Genomic DNA, 17,899 nt, shown 5'->3' on the forward strand with positions numbered 1-17,899 from the left:
AACTCGGCTGCACTCGACGCTGGCCTACGTCAGCCCGATGCAGTTCGAAGAAAACTGGCTCGCCGGCCAACGCCGGCAAGTCAACGCGTAGTCCAGCTATGGGATACGGAATTCAGGGGCAAGGTCAGCTCTTGCGCAGCCCCTTGGTGGTCTTCGGCATGTTGGCCGTCGGCGTCCTGTTCATGGGGGAGTTCGCGGTCTTCACCTATCTCCGCCCCTTCTTGGAGCGAGTAACGCAGGTTGATGTGTCGACACTGTCGATGCTCCTACTGCTCATCGGCGTGTTCGGCCTGGTCGGTACCGTCTTCGTTGGCCATCTCCTGACCTGGAGCCTGCGTACCGTCTTGGTTGTGACTCCGGTGCTCATGGCAGCCATGGTGGTCGTTCTGCTTGCTGCAGGGCGCTCGTTGCCTGCCACTGCGGTGCTGCTGGCGGTATGGGGGCTGGTTTCGACCTCGGCGCCCGTGGCGTGGTTCACCTGGTTGGCGAAGACGTTGCCTCAAGATGCGGAGGCCGGCGGCGGGCTGATGGTGGCGATCATTCAACTCGCCATCACCCTCGGGGCAAGCGTGGGCGGACTGTTGTTCGACCATCAGGGCTATCAGCTGACCTTCCTTGCCGGGGCTGGTCTATTGGCCGTGTCGGCTGCGCTCTCCATCGCGGCCGGCCAATTCGGGCGGCGCACGCTGAGCATCAACTAGGGCTGTCGCGCCGCTGCAGTTCGGCGGCCATGTTGAAGGGGCCCGGCTCAGTAGCCGGCCGCCCTGGTGGGCCAGTGCAACCTGCAGTTCTGCGGGCCGACTCCGTGTAAAGGAGCTGCTCCGCCAGCCATCTGATCCCATCAGCGCTCGCGTGGCTGACCTCGAGGCGATGCAGTTGCACCCAGGGCGTGCGGCGGGCCGCACGCATCTGCGCAGGCCAACACGGATTTCGACCTCTCAACCCGGAAGTGGCTCCAAGCACCCCCAGCGCCCTCCGATGGCTCCTTGGCCGACCGGGCAGCAACGCCTCGTTCGCGAGCAGTTCGTTGCGCCCCTAGGGAGGAAAAAAAAGCCGTAGGGATACATAGATATAGATAGGACGGCGCGAAATCCGGCCTCTGGCGTTGCCGGCCAGCTCGCAAAACGGCCACTAATCCAACCAACATTTCGGCGCAGGCGCGGCTCGATCCATCAGCCCGAGTGCGCGTGATAGTACGAATTTGGCAGGCTGGCGAGACCCGCTCGCGCCGCTAAACTCCACACTTCGCCTGACCGTCAAGTACCGCATTGCCTTCACAGTTGTGAGCGCGCAGGGTATCGCTCACCGTGCTTCCTTCTCCCGATCCAACGCTTGCCGTCGATGACGCTCACCTGCCCGCAGCCGCCAAGCTCGACCGATGCATAGTCCTCCTGGATGGGCTGTTCAGGAGCGTCAGGAAGGACTCAGCTGCCCGCCCGCAGGTGTCGCTGGAGAAGCAGTTCTCGGCCGCGAAGCTTGTCGTGACGTATGTCGGGCCGCAGCTCGCAGTCGATGACCTGAGGACGCTGCAGGCGCTCTTGGCCATCGCGTCTGATGCGGTCGAGCATGACCCGCCCGCTGGCGACCGCACGTCGCGAGCCCCGCTCATCCTCGAGCTGAGCTACCGCCGTCTGGGCCAGGTGGCAGGTCATAGCTCTGCCGGCTCAGGCCCGGTCACCCGCCGCCTTGAAGCCAGCGTCGCCAGGCTCTGCGAAGGCGTGCTGTCCAGGCGCGATGGTCGGGCCACCCTGGCGGTTGGCGAGCCGCTTCTAAGCCATGTAGAGCCTGGCGACGCTGGTCTTCGCCGTGCAGGACTCCGGGTCCGTTTGCACCCTGAGCTTGCGCGGGCCGCCCGTGCAGGGCGGCGGGGTAGCCACTACCTGCAGCTGAGCATGACGGAGGTTCGCCTTCTCAAGGGCGAGTCAGCCCGGCTCATCCACCACCGGCTCTGCCACCTGAACCGCGGCGAGGAACTTGAGCACGGGCTGGACACACTCGTCTCGTATCTAAGCGGGGTCGAGTCCAGCGCTCTCACGCGTCACCAGTGGCGTCATGGCGCGGAGCGCGTACGGGAAGCAATCGAGGAGCTGGTCAGGGTGCTGGGCTGGGGGGTCAGCGACGCAGGCGTGAACGCTCAGGGCGTGCCGAAGTTCCTCATACACCGCCCGGCTTAGTGACCAACCGCTGAAGTGTCGGTAAGGCGAAGACCTGCCAGCGGCGGGTTGGCCGCGAGCAGGGCGACCCTACTGCGGCACCTGGTGGCCGCGTGATTTCGGCGCCCCTAGCCAAGCTGCGAGCCAGATTGGCCGGGGAGGTTGCCTTGCGCTGTGGGCTGGAGCTTCACCGATGCCGTCAGCCCTGCCCCGGCCGGGTGGGTGAAGCCGTCGCATGCATGCAGAACTCTGGAGCGTCATCGGGGCCTGTTTTGTGGTGCTCCAGCCACCCGAAATCGAGGGGCGATTTTCCCCCTCTTCCTCCACCATCACCCCAGAGCACTGCGAGCACATAGAGCACGCCGAGCACTACGAGCACATTGAGCACCGCTGATTCGCCCCTTTGTCCGATGGAATGGGGGAACTTGTCGGAAATACGTGCGTTTCCGCGCAACTGGACTTTGTTTCAAGCGCCAAAAAATGTCATCTGACGAATCAAGAAGGCCCACTTAAACGCCGTGAGTTCCTGGAATCCAGCGCCTCTCAAGTTGATGAGTTGAAGATATAGGAAGAAACTTCGCCTATGACAACTTAGGGCGACCGACATGGCATCTGTCCGACAGGCAAAAGCTAAGCGTGAAAGCATGACCGCCCGGGCGGACCGGCTGCTGCAACATCACTTCCCCGACTACTGCGATGACTGGCTGTGGACCAGGCAGAAGCACGATGGCTACACCACCGTGCCGCGCACGCTCCCGCTGGTGATGCAGGCCGTCGACGCCAACAGCAAGGGCCAGCCCGCTGGTCACACGCTGTTCTGTCTCTGGGCACGGTCGCCGGACAACCCGCTGCTCGTCATCGAGAACCCCGGGACCTTCGCGGCGGAGGCGGGTTTCACCGGCGAGCGCGCGGTCGATACCTGGCGTCGGCGTATGAAGAAGCTCAAGGAGCTGCACCTCATTGACGTCGAGGAGGGGGAGACGCACGACTTCAACTACGTTCTCCTGCTGAACCCGAACGTGGCGATGGAGCACATGTACCAGCGCGGCTGGGTGTCGAAGAGGCTGTTTAGCCGGTTCGAGAATCGAGCTGCGGAAGTGGGGGCCTTCTCGGAAATCGAGGCGATCCGCAAGCATTGGACGAGCTTGCGCGAGGAGGACGCTAAGGCCGCCGAGCCGCCGAAGAAGGGGGGACGCTCTGGTCGGAAGGCGGCTGACGAGGTCCCGGTCCGAGAGCGGCAGCCGCCGATTCCTGCACCCGAGCCGCAACCGGTGGCCAAGCCGAGGTCGCAAGCCAAGCCGAATCCGGAGGCGACGTGATCGGCCGCGGGAATGGCGCCGCCGGCCGGGACAACAGCCCGTACGTTGCGTTCAAGGATGACCGGGAGCGACGTCGCGCGCTCGTGTCGCGGGACGTGCGTCTGGTGCTGGTGGTCTTGATCCTCACCGCCGGCGGAGCTGGCCTGGGTGGGCGCTGGACCGAATTGCTGCGCCTCATCGGTGTGGGATGAGCCCGTTCGATGGCGATCTAGCTACCGCACCACCACGCAGATTCCTGCCCCAGAAAGCGGAAAGCCTCCTTGCGGAGGCCTTCACACTCTTTACACTGGGTCGCGCCCTTGCGGGTTGTCTAACCAGCGCGTCAGGGATAAATGTACTCCAATAAATGCCCTAGGACAAGCTTCCGATGCTTCCTCAGAGCCATGTCTTCGAACAAGTCGTCTCAAAACCCCGTCTCGACAGCTACCGCGGCTACTGGAAGGTAAACCTCGACACAGCCATCGGCCTATACATGTGGAACGGCGAGGTATGCGGTGAGCTGTCAAAGCTCCTGTCTTACCTTGAGATTTCGCTGCGCAACAGCATCCATCGCGAGCTCAGCCTGAATGCTAGCGGAGGGTCTAGCACCAGCTGCCACTGGTGGGACATTCATGCCAGCGCCCTGAAATCCGAAGCGAAGAAGCAGATCAAGCGGGTTCGCGACAAGGCGCCGGCCCATGTCACCCTCTCTCCGGACGAAATCGTGTCCCGGCTGACGTTCGGCTTCTGGCCCAACATCTTCACCTGGCTGGCCAAGCAGTTCCCCACGCTCCCGCCCAAGGTTCTGCCGGCCCATCTCCTGAGCCTCCCTGGTGCGGCGCCGAACTGGTTCAGCCTTCCGGATCGCCATGCCGCCTGCATCGAGCTGCTTGAGTTCAGCGACACGCGCAACCGTATCGCCCACCACGAGCCGCTGTGGAAGTTCTCCGACGTGTTGGACACCTCGCCAGTAGCCCCCGCCCCGGCGATCCTGCTGTGCCCGGCCTCCGTCGACGAGGCGTCCACGTTCTTCCGGTTTGCCCGATTGCTGGCCCTACTCGACAGGACGGTGCATGCCCTGTCGCCGGACCTGCAGGCGAATCTAGTCGCGTCCAGCTGGCGCGCCCGCCTGGACTTCCTGCTGTCGCCCCGCGGTGTGCAGCGCTTCAAGGATGGTTGCCACGTCGTGCAGACGCCTTCCATGAGCGTCAACTCCCTGCGCCAACAGCTCGCCGCGGTCATGCAGCGGAACCGCCCCGTGAAGCTGTTCGACCACGGCGGCGAAGGCATCTTCATTCCGGCCTAGGTCATGGCGAAATTGCCCGACCCAGCAGGAGACCGACGGCTTCACCTCGTCGGATGGGTAACGGGCAAGCCTGGTGCTCCGTTCCCTGAGCCGCAGCAGCTCACCCAGACGGCGTTCGCCGTCAGGAACGGGGCGGAGGTCAGCTTCCCCGCTCCGTCGGTCGTAGCGCTGCACCTGAATGCAGCCTGGCGCAGTGCTGCACGCGCGGCCGCCGAGAGCACGAACATCCAGTGGCAGCGCGTGCCCGCTTGGTTTCCGCCTTTTGATCGGCCAGGGACGCGACCTCGGGTCGCGCTCGAGGACTCATCCACGTCGGCCCTCTTCGACTTTATGGAAGAGGCAATGCAGGCAGTTAGCAGCAGCTTTTCAGCGTTGGAGGCGTTCTGCAACCTTACCCTTGTTGGGCTCATGACCGAGCCTCGCATGGTGAAGAAGAATGGCGAGAAGCGCCCGATGACGGCGGAGGAAATCGAGCGTCACGTGGGCACTGGAGAGAAGCTGAAACGCCATGTGCCACAAGTCATGGGCGTGGATTCGCCGGCTGGCGACTCGCTGCTGTGGGGGCGTTACAAGCACCTCAACGAGGTTCGGGACGAGTTGATCCACTTCAAGCGCGGGAACCTCGCAAGTGCCACCTCGAAGCAGGTGCTGCACACGTTGGCCTTCTGCGATCCGTTCGAGTTCCCAGAGACTGCGACAGACATCCTTGCGCGCCTCCACCCTACCTCACGGCCGCGCTGGTTCGATCCCGCATGGAAGCGCCCAGCTCCGAATGAACTAGGTCCTTACCGGGCGAAGCCATAGGATGGAGCGCCACATAAAGGGAGCTTCTTCAATGTCCGCCACATACAAAGGCCTCCGTTTCGCGACGCCGCTGCACGCCCAGTGGGCAGCCTTCTTCGACTTGTCCGCCTGGGCTTGGCATACGAACCCGGTCTCTGTTGGAGATTGGCAACCTGACTTCCTTGTGAGCTTCCCTTGCAGTCACTCGGAGTGCAGCGGCAAACACACGCTCTTGGTCAGCGTCGGTCCCTACAACTCCCTCGAGAGCATCAAGGGACACCCAGCGGTGCGGCACGACTGGCAGGTCTTGGACAACCAGGGAACCTGGATTGCGGATGCCGGCGCTGCTTTCGGCGACACCCCCCAAATCTCCTATTGGGTGATGTCTCACGGCGCAGGCGGTGGGGCCGAGTCTGTTGGCAACTGGGTGCCCTCCAGTCCAGAGGGCCTTTGGCGACAGGCCGGCGAGAAGATTCGGCGAGCTTGAAAGCGCATGCTGCAGACGACCTGAGGCCTCAATGGAGACAACATGCAAGCCGCGAGATACCAGCGCCGTGCTGCTGCAACCCGCCATCGCCGGATGCTCGCGTACGAACTGGATGACATTCGGCGAACAGCCGATCTAACCAGGCAGGTGTGGGACGCGAGTCTTGCTGAGCGCGATGCGGAGGAGGCCCGTGAAGTTGCAGGCATGTCTGCGGAGGATCAAGAAGCCTATTACGAGCACAGGTCCGACGACCATGAACTGCTGACGCGCCACATCCCAAACCAACATCAGTACAGCCTGATGGTGCTGGCCTACTCGCTGTTCGAAAGCCGGCTCAAAGCGGTAGCCATTGAGCTCCGGAGGTTCGCGCAATCTGATTGGAGCGGGACAAGCCTGGGCAGGGACTCCGTGGTTGTCGCTGCCAGGGCCGTGGTCGAGACGAGAGCTCAACTGACCATCCCGGAGCACCTTTGGACGGACTTGGATGGCTACCGTCTGGTCCGCAACGCCATTGCGCATGAAACGGGTGAGATGGACCGGTCGAAGGCAGAGGTTGCGCAGCTGCTCGACAGTCGGCCCGACGACGTGAAGCTGCTTGGCGGGGTGCTCGTTCTGCAGCCCGGCTTCGTAGCCGCATTCATCGAAGCCTACGCGGCGCTGTTGAACGCGATTCTTGACCAGTGGGAGGTCGCTGAAGTGCGTCAAAGAACAGCCCATGAAGGCACTGGCGCAGCCAGCGTGTAAGCAACTCGCCTAGAAAGACTGAGAGAGTCAGGCCAGCCTGGACAGGCTGGTAACGGCGCGACGCGCACCTCACGTCGCCAAGCGCGGTCACTTCATAACCTCGTCTGGGCCAAGTTCCTTGAGTTGCCACTGGTAGCCGAAAACGCCAAAGCGCCGAGCACAACCTGGGCATTTGAGCGCGGAGCCAACCTTGACCTTGCGTGGCCAGTAGATCGACTCATGGCTGCATGCTGGGCACTTGAACTTTGCCTGGACTGGCTCGACCGTCCACTCGTCGTCACCCGGGTTGACCAGCCGATAGGCTCCATCGCAGTCGGGTGTCGAGCACACGGCAAGAGCGCCTGCCTTCATCGCCTCCGCATTCCGAATGACGGGCTTGCCGCACGACTGGCATGAGAACACGCAGCCGCCCCTCTCAACGAACGTCGAAATCGTGCTGCTGAGCACGAGGTCAAGCTCGGAAACGACCTCAGCCAGGTACTTCGCGGTCCTTGCTGGCTCTTGCGCCGATGAACCAGGGCTCGGAGCGTGAAGGAGGTTGCCGATCTTGTTGTAGTTTTTCTTGAGCCACTTGAGGCTCAAGGCATGGTGCTCGCCTAGCTTCTTGAAGTCGAGCTTCTGGAAGTGCTCGAGTTTCTCAGCGTCATCGAGTTGGTCGAAATCCTCCGGCTCTTGGCCCGGAGCGGCCACTTCGATGGTGAAGGTCTGATCCGCGTGCTCTTGGAACTCAAGCAAAGACTTCACCGCTTGCGGCGGCTGCCAGGTCTTGAGAACTTCAGGCGGGATGACGTCCTGCGCGGCGACAAGCTTCTCGTAGGTCACCATCTCCATGACCACGCGGAGTTCCAGCGCCGCATAGCGCAAGTTGAACTCGACCGGGTTTGCAAGCAGTTCCTTGGCGCGCTCAAGCGCTTGGCGAGGTAAGGATGTCATCGGCGATCCGAACCTAACGGACGTCGTTCTGGAACGGTAAGTGGAGCAGAACGGCACGAGGGACGCGCCCCACCACGTGCGGGAGCACATGCCAGTAGGGCGAACTGCGCTCGAATGGCTCGCCGAGCCGCGCAGCAGCTAACCTCGACGTGCCTATACTGGGTTTGAAGGCCGATTCGCCGGCCCGCCCGCCCACATTGGCGAAGCTGAGACCAACGGCTGCGAAGAACTCGTCAGGTGGACCGACTACGGGTCGCCGCTCGATGTGTGGGCGCGTTGAGGAACCGGCAGACCCCAAGTTAGGCCTGCTATGACTACTTCCATTCCGTCCGGCTCGAAGCTGGTGCGCCTGCGCCGCGATGCCAAGAATCTTGCCCGTGACCAGGGCATCCCCCTCAACGATGCCCAAGACCGCATTGCGGCCACCCTGGGCTACGCGAACTGGTCGTTGATGGCCAAGGCGTCCAACAGCACTGCGAATAGCTCGCAGGAGCGTCTTGCCACCAGTGCCGCGCTCGATCAGCGCCGGAAACTGGTGATGGCCCTTGCCCAAGACGTCGAGTCGCAGCACTCCCTGCATTTGCTTCGGCAGCACACCGGGGTTGCGTTGGGCATGGTGGAGCTCTACTACCAGAGGCAGAGTAAAGCCGAGATGGCGAAGGCTGTTGGAGATGCTCGACGCCGGCTGGCGGAGCTCCAGCAAAACTAGCCCCATCGAGGGGGAAGGCGCAGGCAGTGAACAACCAGCGCCTTCCTCGTAGCCTCGCAAGCTTATGCCGAAGCTGGGATTGACAGACATGGCCTGACGCGGTCGTGGCGTTGGGACCATGTTGCAGCACGTCATTCCGGCCATGCGCCCCTTCCGGGCCGGCTGTGTCGCCAGGCGAAGCGCACACCTGCGTGGACGCCGCTGTCGGTTAGCCTAAAACCAGCGATGATTGAGGTGGCAAAACGCTCGTGTTTGGGTATACGCGCCCATGCGCTGGAGAGATTGCGAAAAGGGATGGGCCCCGCGAAGACGTGGGTTGAGCTTAATAGATTAGAAACCTCTATGGCACTCGACGTTCTAGGTGGTCGCAAAAACACCGCCGTTAATCACAGCGACTATGTGGTTTTTGAGGAGATGCTCTCGAATGCCATCGACTCATACCTCATCCGACGGAGCCGCTTGGCTGCGCCTCCTTTTGAGTTAAGTGTGAGCGTCAACATCTCGCGTACCGATCTATTTGACGCGCGGTTCAATGTCGAGATATCTTGCACCGACAACGGCGCCGGGTTCGGAGACGACGAAGTCAAAGCTTTCGTCACGAAGGATTCCACCTATAAGGATTTGCTACAGATTCCGGGCATCGGCAAATGTAAAGGAGCGGGGCGAATTCAGTTTTTCCACCACTTCGAGCGGATGTCCATCGACAGCGTGTTTGAGCGCGAGGGCAAGGCCGAACGCAGGCAGCTCCAGGTCGACGATTCCACGCGCCTAGTTTCCGAGCAGTCTTTCGTAACCACGCCGGCCGATGAAAGTCAGATCACGACCACGTTCGCCTTGAAGGGGCGTCGGCAGAGTTCACTAACTCCGGAGCAGAAGGCGGACGAAGCATCAGTGCCCGAGATTTTCTCGGCGAAAGCGGTTGCCAGTCACCTGTACACCACGTTTCTCCAGCGCCTCATCATCTTGAAGAAGCTGATAGGCGACTTCAAGATTGAGGTGGAGTCCCGCTACGGTGATGTTTTTGAGACGGAGTTCATAGACGACAAGGTACTACCGGAGCCTGTTGGGGAGGTCGCAAGCCTGCCGCTGATTTGCAGCCACGGTAAGGAGCTACGAAGTGGGCCTACGCTGCGAGTTACTAGATATTCCTTCGCGCAGGACCTCTTTCCGAACTTTCAGCATGAAGTGGCCCTTTGTGCCAACTCAGCCGTCGTCCAGCAAATCACTAAGCGGTACCTTCGCAATGCGATGGACCGCAAACGTCCCACAGCCGGTAAGTTTGAATTGCTCCTGGTCGAAGGCGATCTTCTTGAAGAGAAGGTGAATCAGCAGCGAGATGGCTTCAACATCCCGGCGAACTGCACCGAGAATGACACTCTAAAGGAGGAGTTCTCACTGGAGGATGTGGTTGCCTCGCTCGAGGACTATGTCTTCCAGATCATCACGCCACCGGACTTTGACAAGGACGTGCTGGTTCGCTCCACCGAGCAGCGTTTCGGCATCACGCGTCAGATGATGGAGGGGACCAACATCAAGATTCACTATGGCGACAGCGAAGAGAACATCGCGCGCCGAGTCTTGAAGAAGCTTCAGGAAGAAATCGTCGGTGATACCTCGAACCTATTCAGGATAAAGGACGAGTTGCTGAAGCTGGACCCTCGCTCCGCCGACTTCAGGGTAAAGGTATCAGAACTGGCTTGGAAGTACACGAGCTCCATCAAGAAGATGGACATGACAAACCTATCGCAGCTCGTCGTTCGTCGCAGCGCAATGATTGAGGTGCTCGGGATGGCCGTCGACGGCCTGCTTAAATGTCAGGCGCCGGAGCCAGGCAAGAAGAACGAGAACGAGCGGATCATTCATAACATCTTCTTTCCGATGGGGAAAGACTCTAAAGAAACGGCAGAGCACGACATTTGGCTGCTCAATGAGGAGTATCAATACTTCGAGTACATAGCTTCAGACAAGCCTCTGAAGTCAATCAAATGGACGGCGACAGAGAATATGTTCGAGCCGGATATTGATGAGAGTTTGGAGAGGCTGTTCGCTGAAAATAATAAGAACCATGACGCGAAGCGGCCTGATATCGCGCTTTTCACGAAGGAAGGCTCCGCGATAATTATCGAGTTCAAGGCGCCCGACGTAGGTCTTCAGGAACATATCCCCGACCTAGCTCAGTACGCTCGCCTCTTGGCCGCAAAGTCCAATGGCCGAATCAAGAAGTTCTATGGCTACCTAATCGGCTGCACCGTTGACCCGAACCGGATGGACACGGCATACACCCAGTTCGCCGACGGTCGCGGCTATTTCAAAAGCGACCAACTGCGAGACTTTGCGACCGGAAGGGCCTACGGTGAGCTGTACACCGAAGTGCTGCTGTATCAGCACTTCATCGACAGGGCCGAAGCCCGGCTCCGGGTCTACAAGGACAAGTTGAGGGTTCAGCTCGACTAACGGCGGCACCCAGGGCCAGGCCGTAGGGCCTGGCTTACAGCTGCGTGGACGCGTCGAAGTGGCGCAGATACTGCAGGACGGGCACACCGGCCTCGCCATCTACGCTCGGCGTGGGTGAAGCAGAGATGACGCGAGCAGCGAGTCGCTGAGAAGCCACGTTCTCCGCGCTCACGATGCCTTCGAGCCAGAAGGACTCCATCTTCGTGCGGAAGCCGTGACGCATCTCCCTCACTGCAGCCAGGAAGGCCTCACCAGCTCGGCCTTGTCCGCGAAGTGCCTCCGGCACCGCCCAGCCCACGCCGAAGCACACCTCCCCGTCAATGGGCTCAACGGGGATGAACTGGATCAGGGCCGTGACGGTCCTGCCATCAAGCCTCACGTAGGTGAGCCTCACGTCATCGCCAGGGCGATCCACATGCAGAAACAGCTGTTCGTCCAAGGTGCCGGGCAGCGGAGACAGCTCCCCGGCGTTCAGGGCCTGCTGGAAGGATTGAAGTGCAAGGGAAATGTCCGGGAGTGCCATAGCTCAAGCCTAATTCAGGACTCGCCCAGCAGCTTGCGAAGCCCTGTGGCGAACCCCGGATCGAACAGCGACCATCCGCCCGCGTCCAGGATTTCGCCCCACTCAACCTCAACCCAGGCTTTTGACTCGAGGAACTCAGGGGAGATGGCCTTCTTGAGGGCGTCCCTTTCCGACTCTGTCAGGCTCGCCGAAGCGGCGGTGGGCCCACCAGTGGCAGCAGCAAGAGCCGGCCGGCGATCTACCTGTATGACCGTCGCGGCTTTCAGCGTGTTGAGCTGGGCAAGAAGCTTGTTGCGTTCCGCGATGACGCTGCGCACCAAGGTCCGTGTGGCGGGGTCTGGGATTCGGTCGACATACTCGTCCGTGGCGAGCTTCTTGTCCTGCTTCGGTACAGGCGGGCCTGCGAGAACGGCCCAGGCTTCGATGAGTGCCCGATAGTCCTTCGCCGGCTCGTTGTACAGCCCACGGGCCTTCAAGATGCCTTGCTCCTCGCAGAGCTTGCCGATGGCGTTGACCGTCAGGTCCCGCGATCCCGCGGCGTGCTGTGCCCGGCACACCTCATGGATGGCCAGCAGGTTCTTGGCTTTCTGGGGGCGAGGCTTCTGAGCAAGAAGCTGCTCCAACGTGCTTTCGGGGTGGTTCACCGTACTCATGCGTCTATCGCTTCATCAACTGGTTTGACCGTGGCACGCAGGGGGAACAGCGGACGAGCGGGGGCGGATGGAAGCGCGTCCACGAGCTTGATGCCCAAGGAATCTCCCAAGCGAGCGCCGGCGTCGATGAGTTCAACCACCTTGCGTCGCCCAACCAATGGGCTGTCTGGTGAGACCGCGGCGGCGAGCCGCTGCATCACTGCGTTGCCGACCTTCAACTGCTCCTCCGCGCTGAGGGCCAGGAACATCGGAGGGAGCCCGTCGCGGAGAAGCTGCGCATCGAGAAGCTGGCTACGGCGCAGCACGGCCTTGCCCGGATCGAGGTCGGGGTACAGCTCGACGCTGTCACACACGCCACAGAGCTGCAGGAGCTCCGACTCGGTCTCCTCGAAGACGAACTCGACGTCGGTGGCCGCGCCCTGCAGCACAAGCTGGCGCCCCTCCCCCTGGCCAGCCATCAGCACGTCTCTGCAGCGCTCAATCAGACGCCAGCACGCCACCAGGTCTTCGACCAGGTCGCTGAAGCGCTTGTACTTGGCGCCACGCACTCGGTCCGCCTGGACAACGGCGCTGCGCAGCTTCTCGGTGTCCAGCTCGCCTTGGGCTTCCGCTTCGGCTTTGGCACGCTTGGCACCCTGGAGCCTCTTGTGGGACTCCAGCGCGTCGTTTCGAGCCTCGTCAAAGTGGTAGGCCGTGTGGTTGAAGTGGTCGACGAGTTGCTGCAGGTAGTGCGGCTCGGTGACGAACCAGCGGCACCGGACGCAGTTGCGCGGCCCGCCCGGGACGGGTTGGAACCGTCCCCGTTCATCGGCCTCGCCGCCGTTGTGGCAGCCACCAATCGTTGGGCTGTCCCCGATTTCGCTCACATTGCCGCCCACCAGGCACAGGCCATGATGCATGTGCATCCACCCTGCGGCGTTGCGCTCGGCCGGGTGGATGGGGATGACGGTCCGTAGGGTGGACTGACTGTTGCAGACCGCCTGCTGGAGCAGAGCCTCGTGCTCAGTGTCGAGCAGGAAGGCGTGCAGGCTTGCTTCGCGCTTGGCGTCGAGCTTCACAGCTGCCTGCGCCAGAACGTCTGCGATTCGTGCGTTCCCTGGCTTGGTGTAGTACAGGGTCATGATGAGCCGGCTGTGGCCCACCAGCTTCTGCAGGATCGGGAACGGAACCTCGCCGTCCAGGGCGAGCGCCGTGATGAGAGAGACCCGCAGACTATGCAAGGGGAACTTCGACGAGGTTCGGCCGTCTTCCCGCGTCACAAGGACAATCGGCCGACCGCCTGGGTGGCATTCGTTTCGGGTAGCCAGCCGCGTCTGGTACTCCTCGAGCAGGGCAAACCAAGCGCTACTGACCACGCTATCCGTCACCGGCAGCATCCGCTCCTCATCGGAGTCCTGGGCCATGCGGAACAGGAAGCAGGTGTCCGGATAGGAGGCCAGTTGGGCCGCTGACTTGGTCCCCATGTGACGGCCCTCGAGCTCAGACCACGAGGTGCGGCGGCGGATGGGGTTGTACTTCGCCTGCCAGTTGCGCAGCTTCTCCAGCCAATAGAACACGTTCTCGACAACGTCGCCCGCGACGTACCACGGGATTTCGTAGCCCTTGTTTGGCCCGGACACCGCGAGGTCGGCAGTCTTGTTGGTGTTCGCATAGAGCACAGTGGTCTCAGCCTCGTCGATACCAGTCGACCGGCAGAGGACGCCTTGCCGCCAAGGCTGAGCCTCAGGACTTGCGAGGGGGTGGTCATTCAGCTTCCAAGCACCCCCTTCGTACTTCCAGGTGTCGGACTCCCCAGAGTCCAACATCCGCACTTGGAAGGTCCGCAGCGGGAGGAGTAGCTTGGTGTGTACGGCAACCCAGCGCACCGGGCTCCACATCTGGTAGTCGACAACCTTCTTGCGGCCGCGCGTGCGCTCGCGCTTTCTCCAGACGCAGTCTGGATCGCTTCGGTCGATGACGCCAGGGTCTACCGTGTACCAGTCATTCGACGGCGCCCCCTTGCTCCCAAGCGAGACGCCGAGGGCATTCTGGGCGAACTTCCAATCCCGGAAGTCCTTGCCCTCTGCCAGGATGTGTCGCAGCTCATGGATGAAGTCGAAGGGGAGCGTGGACCTGACAGATTGGCTTGGAGCGCTCTCTCCTGTCTTCTTGCTCTGCCTTTCCAGCGGGTTGTAGAAGGCGGTCGAGACGATCAGTTCCCCGTCGTCCGCCTCAAGGCTGAAGTCGCGTAGCAACGTCCATTGGAAGAGGTCGCGGAGCAGATTGCTTCGAGCGGCCTGCCCCTTCTTCAGTTTTGCGGTGACGGTCGTGCCCGGGTCAGGGAATGATGAGCCGCGCGCAAACAGGTCCGCCGGTGTAGCCGGCGCATCGGGCAGAGTGAGATAGTCTTGAAAGAAGGGCGCCAGCATCGCCAAGCGACTTGAGAGCCCAGCATTTGTGGTCTTCAGCCATTCGCTGGCCGGCTCCCTCCACGGCTCAAACTGGGGGTAGTCACGCCGGACCCAATCCAGATCGACGTCGTTTGCCTTCGTGACGCTCGGCTTCAGTGGAGGAGGCACCCCTCCTTCTTTTTCCAGCCAGGGGCGGGCGTGTAAGGACCACGACGAAATCAGCGTGTGGAGTTCGGTGCGGCTGTGGCGCTTGACGTGCCTGTCGGCTGTCACGCCACGCTCCGCCAACAGCTTGCCGATGGTGTTCAACGTGAAGTCGGTCTCGCCTGCAGCGTGCTGTTCGTAGCAGACGCGATGTGCACCAAGCAGAACGCGGAGACGGTCGCTTCTGAACAGGGATGCCTTCAATCGGCGGTAGACCGAATGTGGGTTGCGAGGGCTCAGGTCGGGCGCAACGTCAATCCACGTCTCGTCCGCGCGGCGCTGCCATGCGGCCAACAGTTCGGCGTAGCGAGGCAGCGTGTTCAGCCGATTGACCGTCGACCGGTGCTCTGAGAAGACACCCTCCTTGACCAGTTCGTATCCCATCGACACGCTGGTGAAGTCAATCTCTCCACGCTCAAACCGCGCCTGGCAGGCCTTATGGAAGGCCTCGAGGCTCTCGGCGGCGTCGATGCGCAGGTTGGCTGCCTTGCGATGCCGGGCGAAGACTGCGTCCGGGTGCTCCGCGGGAAGGCCCGTCGTTGCGGCGCCGCCGGCTTGCTCGGCATGGCGCTGCCAGGCGGCCAGCAGTTCGTCTAAGCCCTCAGGCACAAAGTGCGTGAGGGCCTTGGATGCCAGCGCGCCCTTGGGGACCTCTCGCGCCAGCTCTGCAGCACCGAAGTGCTGCTCGCCTCGTTCGAAGCGATCCAAGCATGCCCGGTGCAGCACTCGCAAGGAGTGTGCGGTCGCCGCGCGTCGACCGGGCATTGCAGACAAACGGAGCAGCACGCTGTGGGGGGGGTCAGCAGGCAGGTCGGCCGGGATGCTGAACTCATCTGCGATGGAGTACATGTGCCACGCCATGGCCAACTCGGCGTAGACGTTGCAGTGCGGCTGCTTGAACGACTGCTGGGTCAGCAAGCCAGCCTTCTCCAGCTCTTCACCGACTTCAGAGCGCAGCAAGGAACGCGGGCCCTTGTTGAACCGAGCCCGGCAGACCTCATGGACTGCGCGCAACGTCGTTTGCCGGGCTTCCACCAGGCTGCGCGTCGCGAGCAGATGCTCAAGGGTGATGTCGGGATGTTCAACCACGGTCATGTAGGTATAGCGGAGGTGATGCGCGTCGATGGAGTGCTAGCAGCGCTCAACTTGAGGGCCGCCTTCTGTAGCGCGTCCTCAACCTCGCCAGAGGTAGGCTGCGTGTAGACCTCCTGGCTCTCAATGGACGAGTGGTGCATCAGGATGCGGAGGAGCTCGGGCTCGATGCCTGCCTTCTTGCAGCGTCGGCCATAGGCATGGCGGTGGCCGTGGGGAGTGGTGCCGAGGTGCTTTGCTACGACCAGGCCGATCCTGCGGCATGCCTCAGCGTGCTGGTCGTTGAACAGCGGAAGCTTGAACATGCTGCCCACGGGCTCTCGGTCCAAGTTGATGAAGGCGAAGGGGTGGTCGCGGTCCTCGCGCGCGACCTGGGCCAGGTACAGCTTCCAGTTGGTCCAGAACAGTTCGCCGTACTGGGGGGAGAGCCAGTGCGCCTCCATGTAGTTAGGGGCATCGCAGAGGCAGCCCTTCCATCCGGCCTCTCGGTCGTCATCCAGTTGGTTTCGCGGTCGCAGTCCGAATTGGGTGGACAGGAACCTCTCCCGATTCGGCTGGCTGGCTTTGCCCATCGGGTCCTTCCACCAGGCCGGGGCGGCCCCCTCGGAGGGGTGATGGATTCGCACGATGCATGAGCGCGGGTTGGCCGGGTGCTGAACGACGTCTTCCACATACAAGTGGAACGGCTCAGACGGGCGGAAACCGGCGCCGTGCATGAGCAGGGTGATGAGGATGTTCCGGTAGTTCGTTCGACGACCAACGCGGAACCCATCCGAGATGAGGTCCAGGAAGCGCTCTTCCGGGAATGCCGGTGGTTCAGCCTTACGCGATGTCGGGGCGCGTTTGCCTTGGACTCTTCGAACGGTCTTGCCTTCGTCGTCCTTCTTGGGCCACAGGTGGCCTAGCAGGGCCCTCTCACGACGGTGCAACCGAGCTGCATCCACCCACATTTGGTCGTAAGGGCTACCGCGTTCAAGCGGGTTGATGTTGCCGGCCTTGGACTTGGGCTGAGCCGTGCTGAGCCACTCGAAGAAGAGGGTGAGGTCAGTGATGATGTTGGCGACATCAGGGGCCGACCGCGGCTGCCAGCAAAGGCCGCTAGGGTCGTCGTTGTCATCACCGAAGGTGCCAGCGGTCAGGCGCTTGGCGAAGTTGTCGAACAGTGCGCGCGTGTCGCGTTCCGCGGCGTTGGCCTGAACGTAGTCCATGAACAGTTCGACCGACCGCACGACCTTGCGCCGCCAGGACATGCTGCGTGTCAGGTAGCGTGCGAGGAAGTAGTCCAGCAGCGGGGTCAACAGCCCGTTCGGCGTCAACAGCCCGGGCATATGGATGATGGCTCCGGTGTTGTCAGTCCGGACCTTGACCTTCACTGAGACGAACATCCCGCCAGGCTCGACTCAGCTGTAGAAGCAGCGCGCGCAGACCTGCCGGTAGCGGCTGTTCCCGCCGATCAGTACCTGGTCGCCTTCCTGAACTCGCTCACCGGCTTCGTCGATGCGGATGTTCATCGTCGCCTTCTTGCCGCAGCGGCAGGCCGTCCGGATTTCCTCGAGGTTGTCGGCGAGTGTCAGAAGCATGGCCGCACCGGGGAACGGGTCTCCACGGAAGTCAGAACGCAGCCCAAAACACATCACCGGGCTGTCGTTGGTATGCACCCAGCGGTGCAGCTGCCGCACCTGGTCAACGGTCAGGAACTGAGCTTCGTCGATGAGAACGCAGGCAACCTCTACGTCCTTCAGGCGCTCAAGGAAGTTAGTGCTCGACGTGTACGTGGCAGCTTCCCGCTTGAGCCCGATGCGCGAGGAAATGAGCCCTGGGCCATCCCGGTCGTCCAACGCCGAAGTCAGCAGGAGGACCTTCTCACCGTTCTCCTCGTAGTTGTGCGCCACCTGCAGGAGCGAGCTCGTCTTGCCGGCATTCATTGCGGCATAGCGGTACCAAAGGCGGGCCAAGAGGTTCTCCAGAAGCGTCGAAGGGCTGCATCCTTGGTGATTTCAAGGATGCAAAACTTTGCACTTTAGCTCCCGGCAGATGAGCTCCGGACTAAGAGCCGCTAACAAAATTCCGGCAAGGCGCGACAACAGATGACGCAGCAGGCCAAGCTCAACAGCGCCACATGAGTCTCGACGGCGCGCTCAAACCGGATGCGCAGCTTGCCAAACGCGGC

Annotated in this window: 16 protein-coding genes and 1 pseudogene; 10 read left to right on the forward strand and 7 right to left on the reverse strand. The window is 61.9% G+C overall.

The features are described 5' to 3' along the window. The first annotated feature begins 146 nt into the window (after positions 1-146). From ACG00X_RS23595 to ACG00X_RS23630, 8 genes are all read left to right on the forward strand, one after another. Positions 147-701 (forward strand): MFS transporter, encoded by a 555-nt coding sequence (locus ACG00X_RS23595; RefSeq protein ID WP_394492250.1) that lies wholly within the window; start codon positions 147-149, stop codon positions 699-701. Positions 702-1,307: 606 nt separating this feature from the next. Next, positions 1,308-2,174, forward strand: a complete 867-nt coding sequence (gene repC / locus ACG00X_RS23600) for a replication protein C, IncQ-type (protein ID WP_394492220.1) — start codon at positions 1,308-1,310, stop codon at positions 2,172-2,174. Between the two features lie 214 nt (positions 2,175-2,388). After that, positions 2,389-2,547 (forward strand): hypothetical protein, encoded by a 159-nt coding sequence (locus ACG00X_RS23605; RefSeq protein WP_394492222.1) that lies wholly within the window; start codon positions 2,389-2,391, stop codon positions 2,545-2,547. Between the two features lie 250 nt (positions 2,548-2,797). Then, positions 2,798-3,472 (forward strand): hypothetical protein, encoded by a 675-nt coding sequence (locus tag ACG00X_RS23610; RefSeq protein WP_394492224.1) that lies wholly within the window; start codon positions 2,798-2,800, stop codon positions 3,470-3,472. Then, the gene (locus ACG00X_RS23615) at positions 3,469-3,663 is read left to right on the forward strand and encodes a hypothetical protein (RefSeq protein ID WP_394492226.1); all 195 of its coding nucleotides are present in this window, start codon (positions 3,469-3,471) and stop codon (positions 3,661-3,663) included. Before ACG00X_RS23610 ends, ACG00X_RS23615 begins: the two co-directional genes overlap by 4 nt. A gap of 176 nt (positions 3,664-3,839) precedes the next feature. Beyond that, positions 3,840-4,757 carry an Abi family protein gene (locus ACG00X_RS23620; protein ID WP_394492228.1) on the forward strand — a complete coding sequence of 306 codons (918 nt, stop codon included), beginning with the start codon at positions 3,840-3,842 and terminating at the stop codon, positions 4,755-4,757. Positions 4,758-4,760: 3 nt separating this feature from the next. Further along, on the forward strand, positions 4,761-5,561 hold the full coding sequence (locus ACG00X_RS23625) for a hypothetical protein (RefSeq protein WP_394492230.1): 801 nt from the start codon (positions 4,761-4,763) through the stop codon (positions 5,559-5,561). A 508-nt stretch (positions 5,562-6,069) separates the two neighbouring features. Beyond that, positions 6,070-6,771 carry a hypothetical protein gene (locus ACG00X_RS23630; RefSeq protein ID WP_394492232.1) on the forward strand — a complete coding sequence of 234 codons (702 nt, stop codon included), beginning with the start codon at positions 6,070-6,072 and terminating at the stop codon, positions 6,769-6,771. Positions 6,772-6,858: 87 nt separating this feature from the next. On the opposite strand, the gene ACG00X_RS23635 is transcribed toward ACG00X_RS23630, so the two are convergent. Next, positions 6,859-7,704, reverse strand: coding sequence for a hypothetical protein (locus tag ACG00X_RS23635; protein ID WP_394492234.1), 846 nt, complete (start codon positions 7,702-7,704; stop codon positions 6,859-6,861). A gap of 310 nt (positions 7,705-8,014) precedes the next feature. On the opposite strand from ACG00X_RS23635, the gene ACG00X_RS23640 reads away from it, so the two are divergent. Both ACG00X_RS23640 and ACG00X_RS23645 read left to right on the forward strand, forming a co-directional pair. Then, positions 8,015-8,413 (forward strand): P-loop NTPase family protein, encoded by a 399-nt coding sequence (locus ACG00X_RS23640; RefSeq protein WP_394492236.1) that lies wholly within the window; start codon positions 8,015-8,017, stop codon positions 8,411-8,413. A 342-nt stretch (positions 8,414-8,755) separates the two neighbouring features. Continuing rightward, positions 8,756-10,867: a hypothetical protein gene (locus ACG00X_RS23645; RefSeq protein WP_394492238.1), complete on the forward strand. Its 2,112-nt coding sequence runs from the start codon at positions 8,756-8,758 to the stop codon at positions 10,865-10,867. A gap of 34 nt (positions 10,868-10,901) precedes the next feature. Here ACG00X_RS23645 and ACG00X_RS23650 read toward each other — a convergent pair whose 3' ends face one another. From ACG00X_RS23650 to ACG00X_RS23675, 6 genes and pseudogenes are all read right to left on the reverse strand, one after another. Beyond that, positions 10,902-11,390 carry a GNAT family N-acetyltransferase gene (locus ACG00X_RS23650; protein ID WP_394492240.1) on the reverse strand — a complete coding sequence of 163 codons (489 nt, stop codon included), beginning with the start codon at positions 11,388-11,390 and terminating at the stop codon, positions 10,902-10,904. 14 nt (positions 11,391-11,404) lie between these two features. Then, a complete protein-coding gene (gene gmtX, locus ACG00X_RS23655; RefSeq protein ID WP_394492242.1) occupies positions 11,405-12,043 on the reverse strand; it encodes a gamma-mobile-trio protein GmtX in 639 nt (212 codons plus the stop codon). Beyond that, the gene (gene gmtZ, locus ACG00X_RS23660; protein WP_394492244.1) at positions 12,040-15,732 is read right to left on the reverse strand and encodes a gamma-mobile-trio integrase GmtZ; all 3,693 of its coding nucleotides are present in this window, start codon (positions 15,730-15,732) and stop codon (positions 12,040-12,042) included. Before gmtZ ends, gmtX begins: the two co-directional genes overlap by 4 nt. Next, entirely contained in the window at positions 15,729-17,114 is a 1,386-nt protein-coding gene (gmtY, locus tag ACG00X_RS23665) for a gamma-mobile-trio recombinase GmtY (protein ID WP_394492246.1), read from the reverse strand. Before gmtY ends, gmtZ begins: the two co-directional genes overlap by 4 nt. Before the next feature lie 15 nt (positions 17,115-17,129). Further along, complete coding sequence (locus ACG00X_RS23670) at positions 17,130-17,684, reverse strand: thymidine kinase (protein ID WP_394492248.1); 555 nt, start codon at positions 17,682-17,684, stop codon at positions 17,130-17,132. A gap of 101 nt (positions 17,685-17,785) precedes the next feature. Then, a pseudogene (locus ACG00X_RS23675) lies at positions 17,786-17,899 on the reverse strand (IS5/IS1182 family transposase); the annotation flags it as partial.

The organism is Pelomonas nitida (assembly GCF_043555975.1).
Taxonomy (GTDB): domain Bacteria; phylum Pseudomonadota; class Gammaproteobacteria; order Burkholderiales; family Burkholderiaceae_C; genus Pelomonas; species Pelomonas nitida.

Excerpts from the sequence above, each read along its gene's own strand:
- ACG00X_RS23640 (WP_394492236.1), top strand. The coding sequence starts at position 8,015 with ATGACTACTTCCATTCCGTCCGGCTCGAAGCTGGTGCGCCTGCGCCGC.
- gmtZ (WP_394492244.1), bottom strand. The coding sequence starts at position 15,732 with ATGACCGTGGTTGAACATCCCGACATCACCCTTGAGCATCTGCTCGCG.
- gmtY (WP_394492246.1), bottom strand. The coding sequence starts at position 17,114 with ATGTTCGTCTCAGTGAAGGTCAAGGTCCGGACTGACAACACCGGAGCC.
- ACG00X_RS23650 (WP_394492240.1), bottom strand. The coding sequence starts at position 11,390 with ATGGCACTCCCGGACATTTCCCTTGCACTTCAATCCTTCCAGCAGGCC.
- ACG00X_RS23635 (WP_394492234.1), bottom strand. The coding sequence starts at position 7,704 with ATGACATCCTTACCTCGCCAAGCGCTTGAGCGCGCCAAGGAACTGCTT.
- ACG00X_RS23645 (WP_394492238.1), top strand. The coding sequence starts at position 8,756 with ATGGCACTCGACGTTCTAGGTGGTCGCAAAAACACCGCCGTTAATCAC.
- ACG00X_RS23605 (WP_394492222.1), top strand. The coding sequence starts at position 2,389 with ATGCATGCAGAACTCTGGAGCGTCATCGGGGCCTGTTTTGTGGTGCTC.
- ACG00X_RS23610 (WP_394492224.1), top strand. The coding sequence starts at position 2,798 with ATGACCGCCCGGGCGGACCGGCTGCTGCAACATCACTTCCCCGACTAC.
- ACG00X_RS23620 (WP_394492228.1), top strand. The coding sequence starts at position 3,840 with ATGCTTCCTCAGAGCCATGTCTTCGAACAAGTCGTCTCAAAACCCCGT.
- gmtX (WP_394492242.1), bottom strand. The coding sequence starts at position 12,043 with ATGAGTACGGTGAACCACCCCGAAAGCACGTTGGAGCAGCTTCTTGCT.
- ACG00X_RS23630 (WP_394492232.1), top strand. The coding sequence starts at position 6,070 with ATGCAAGCCGCGAGATACCAGCGCCGTGCTGCTGCAACCCGCCATCGC.
- ACG00X_RS23625 (WP_394492230.1), top strand. The coding sequence starts at position 4,761 with ATGGCGAAATTGCCCGACCCAGCAGGAGACCGACGGCTTCACCTCGTC.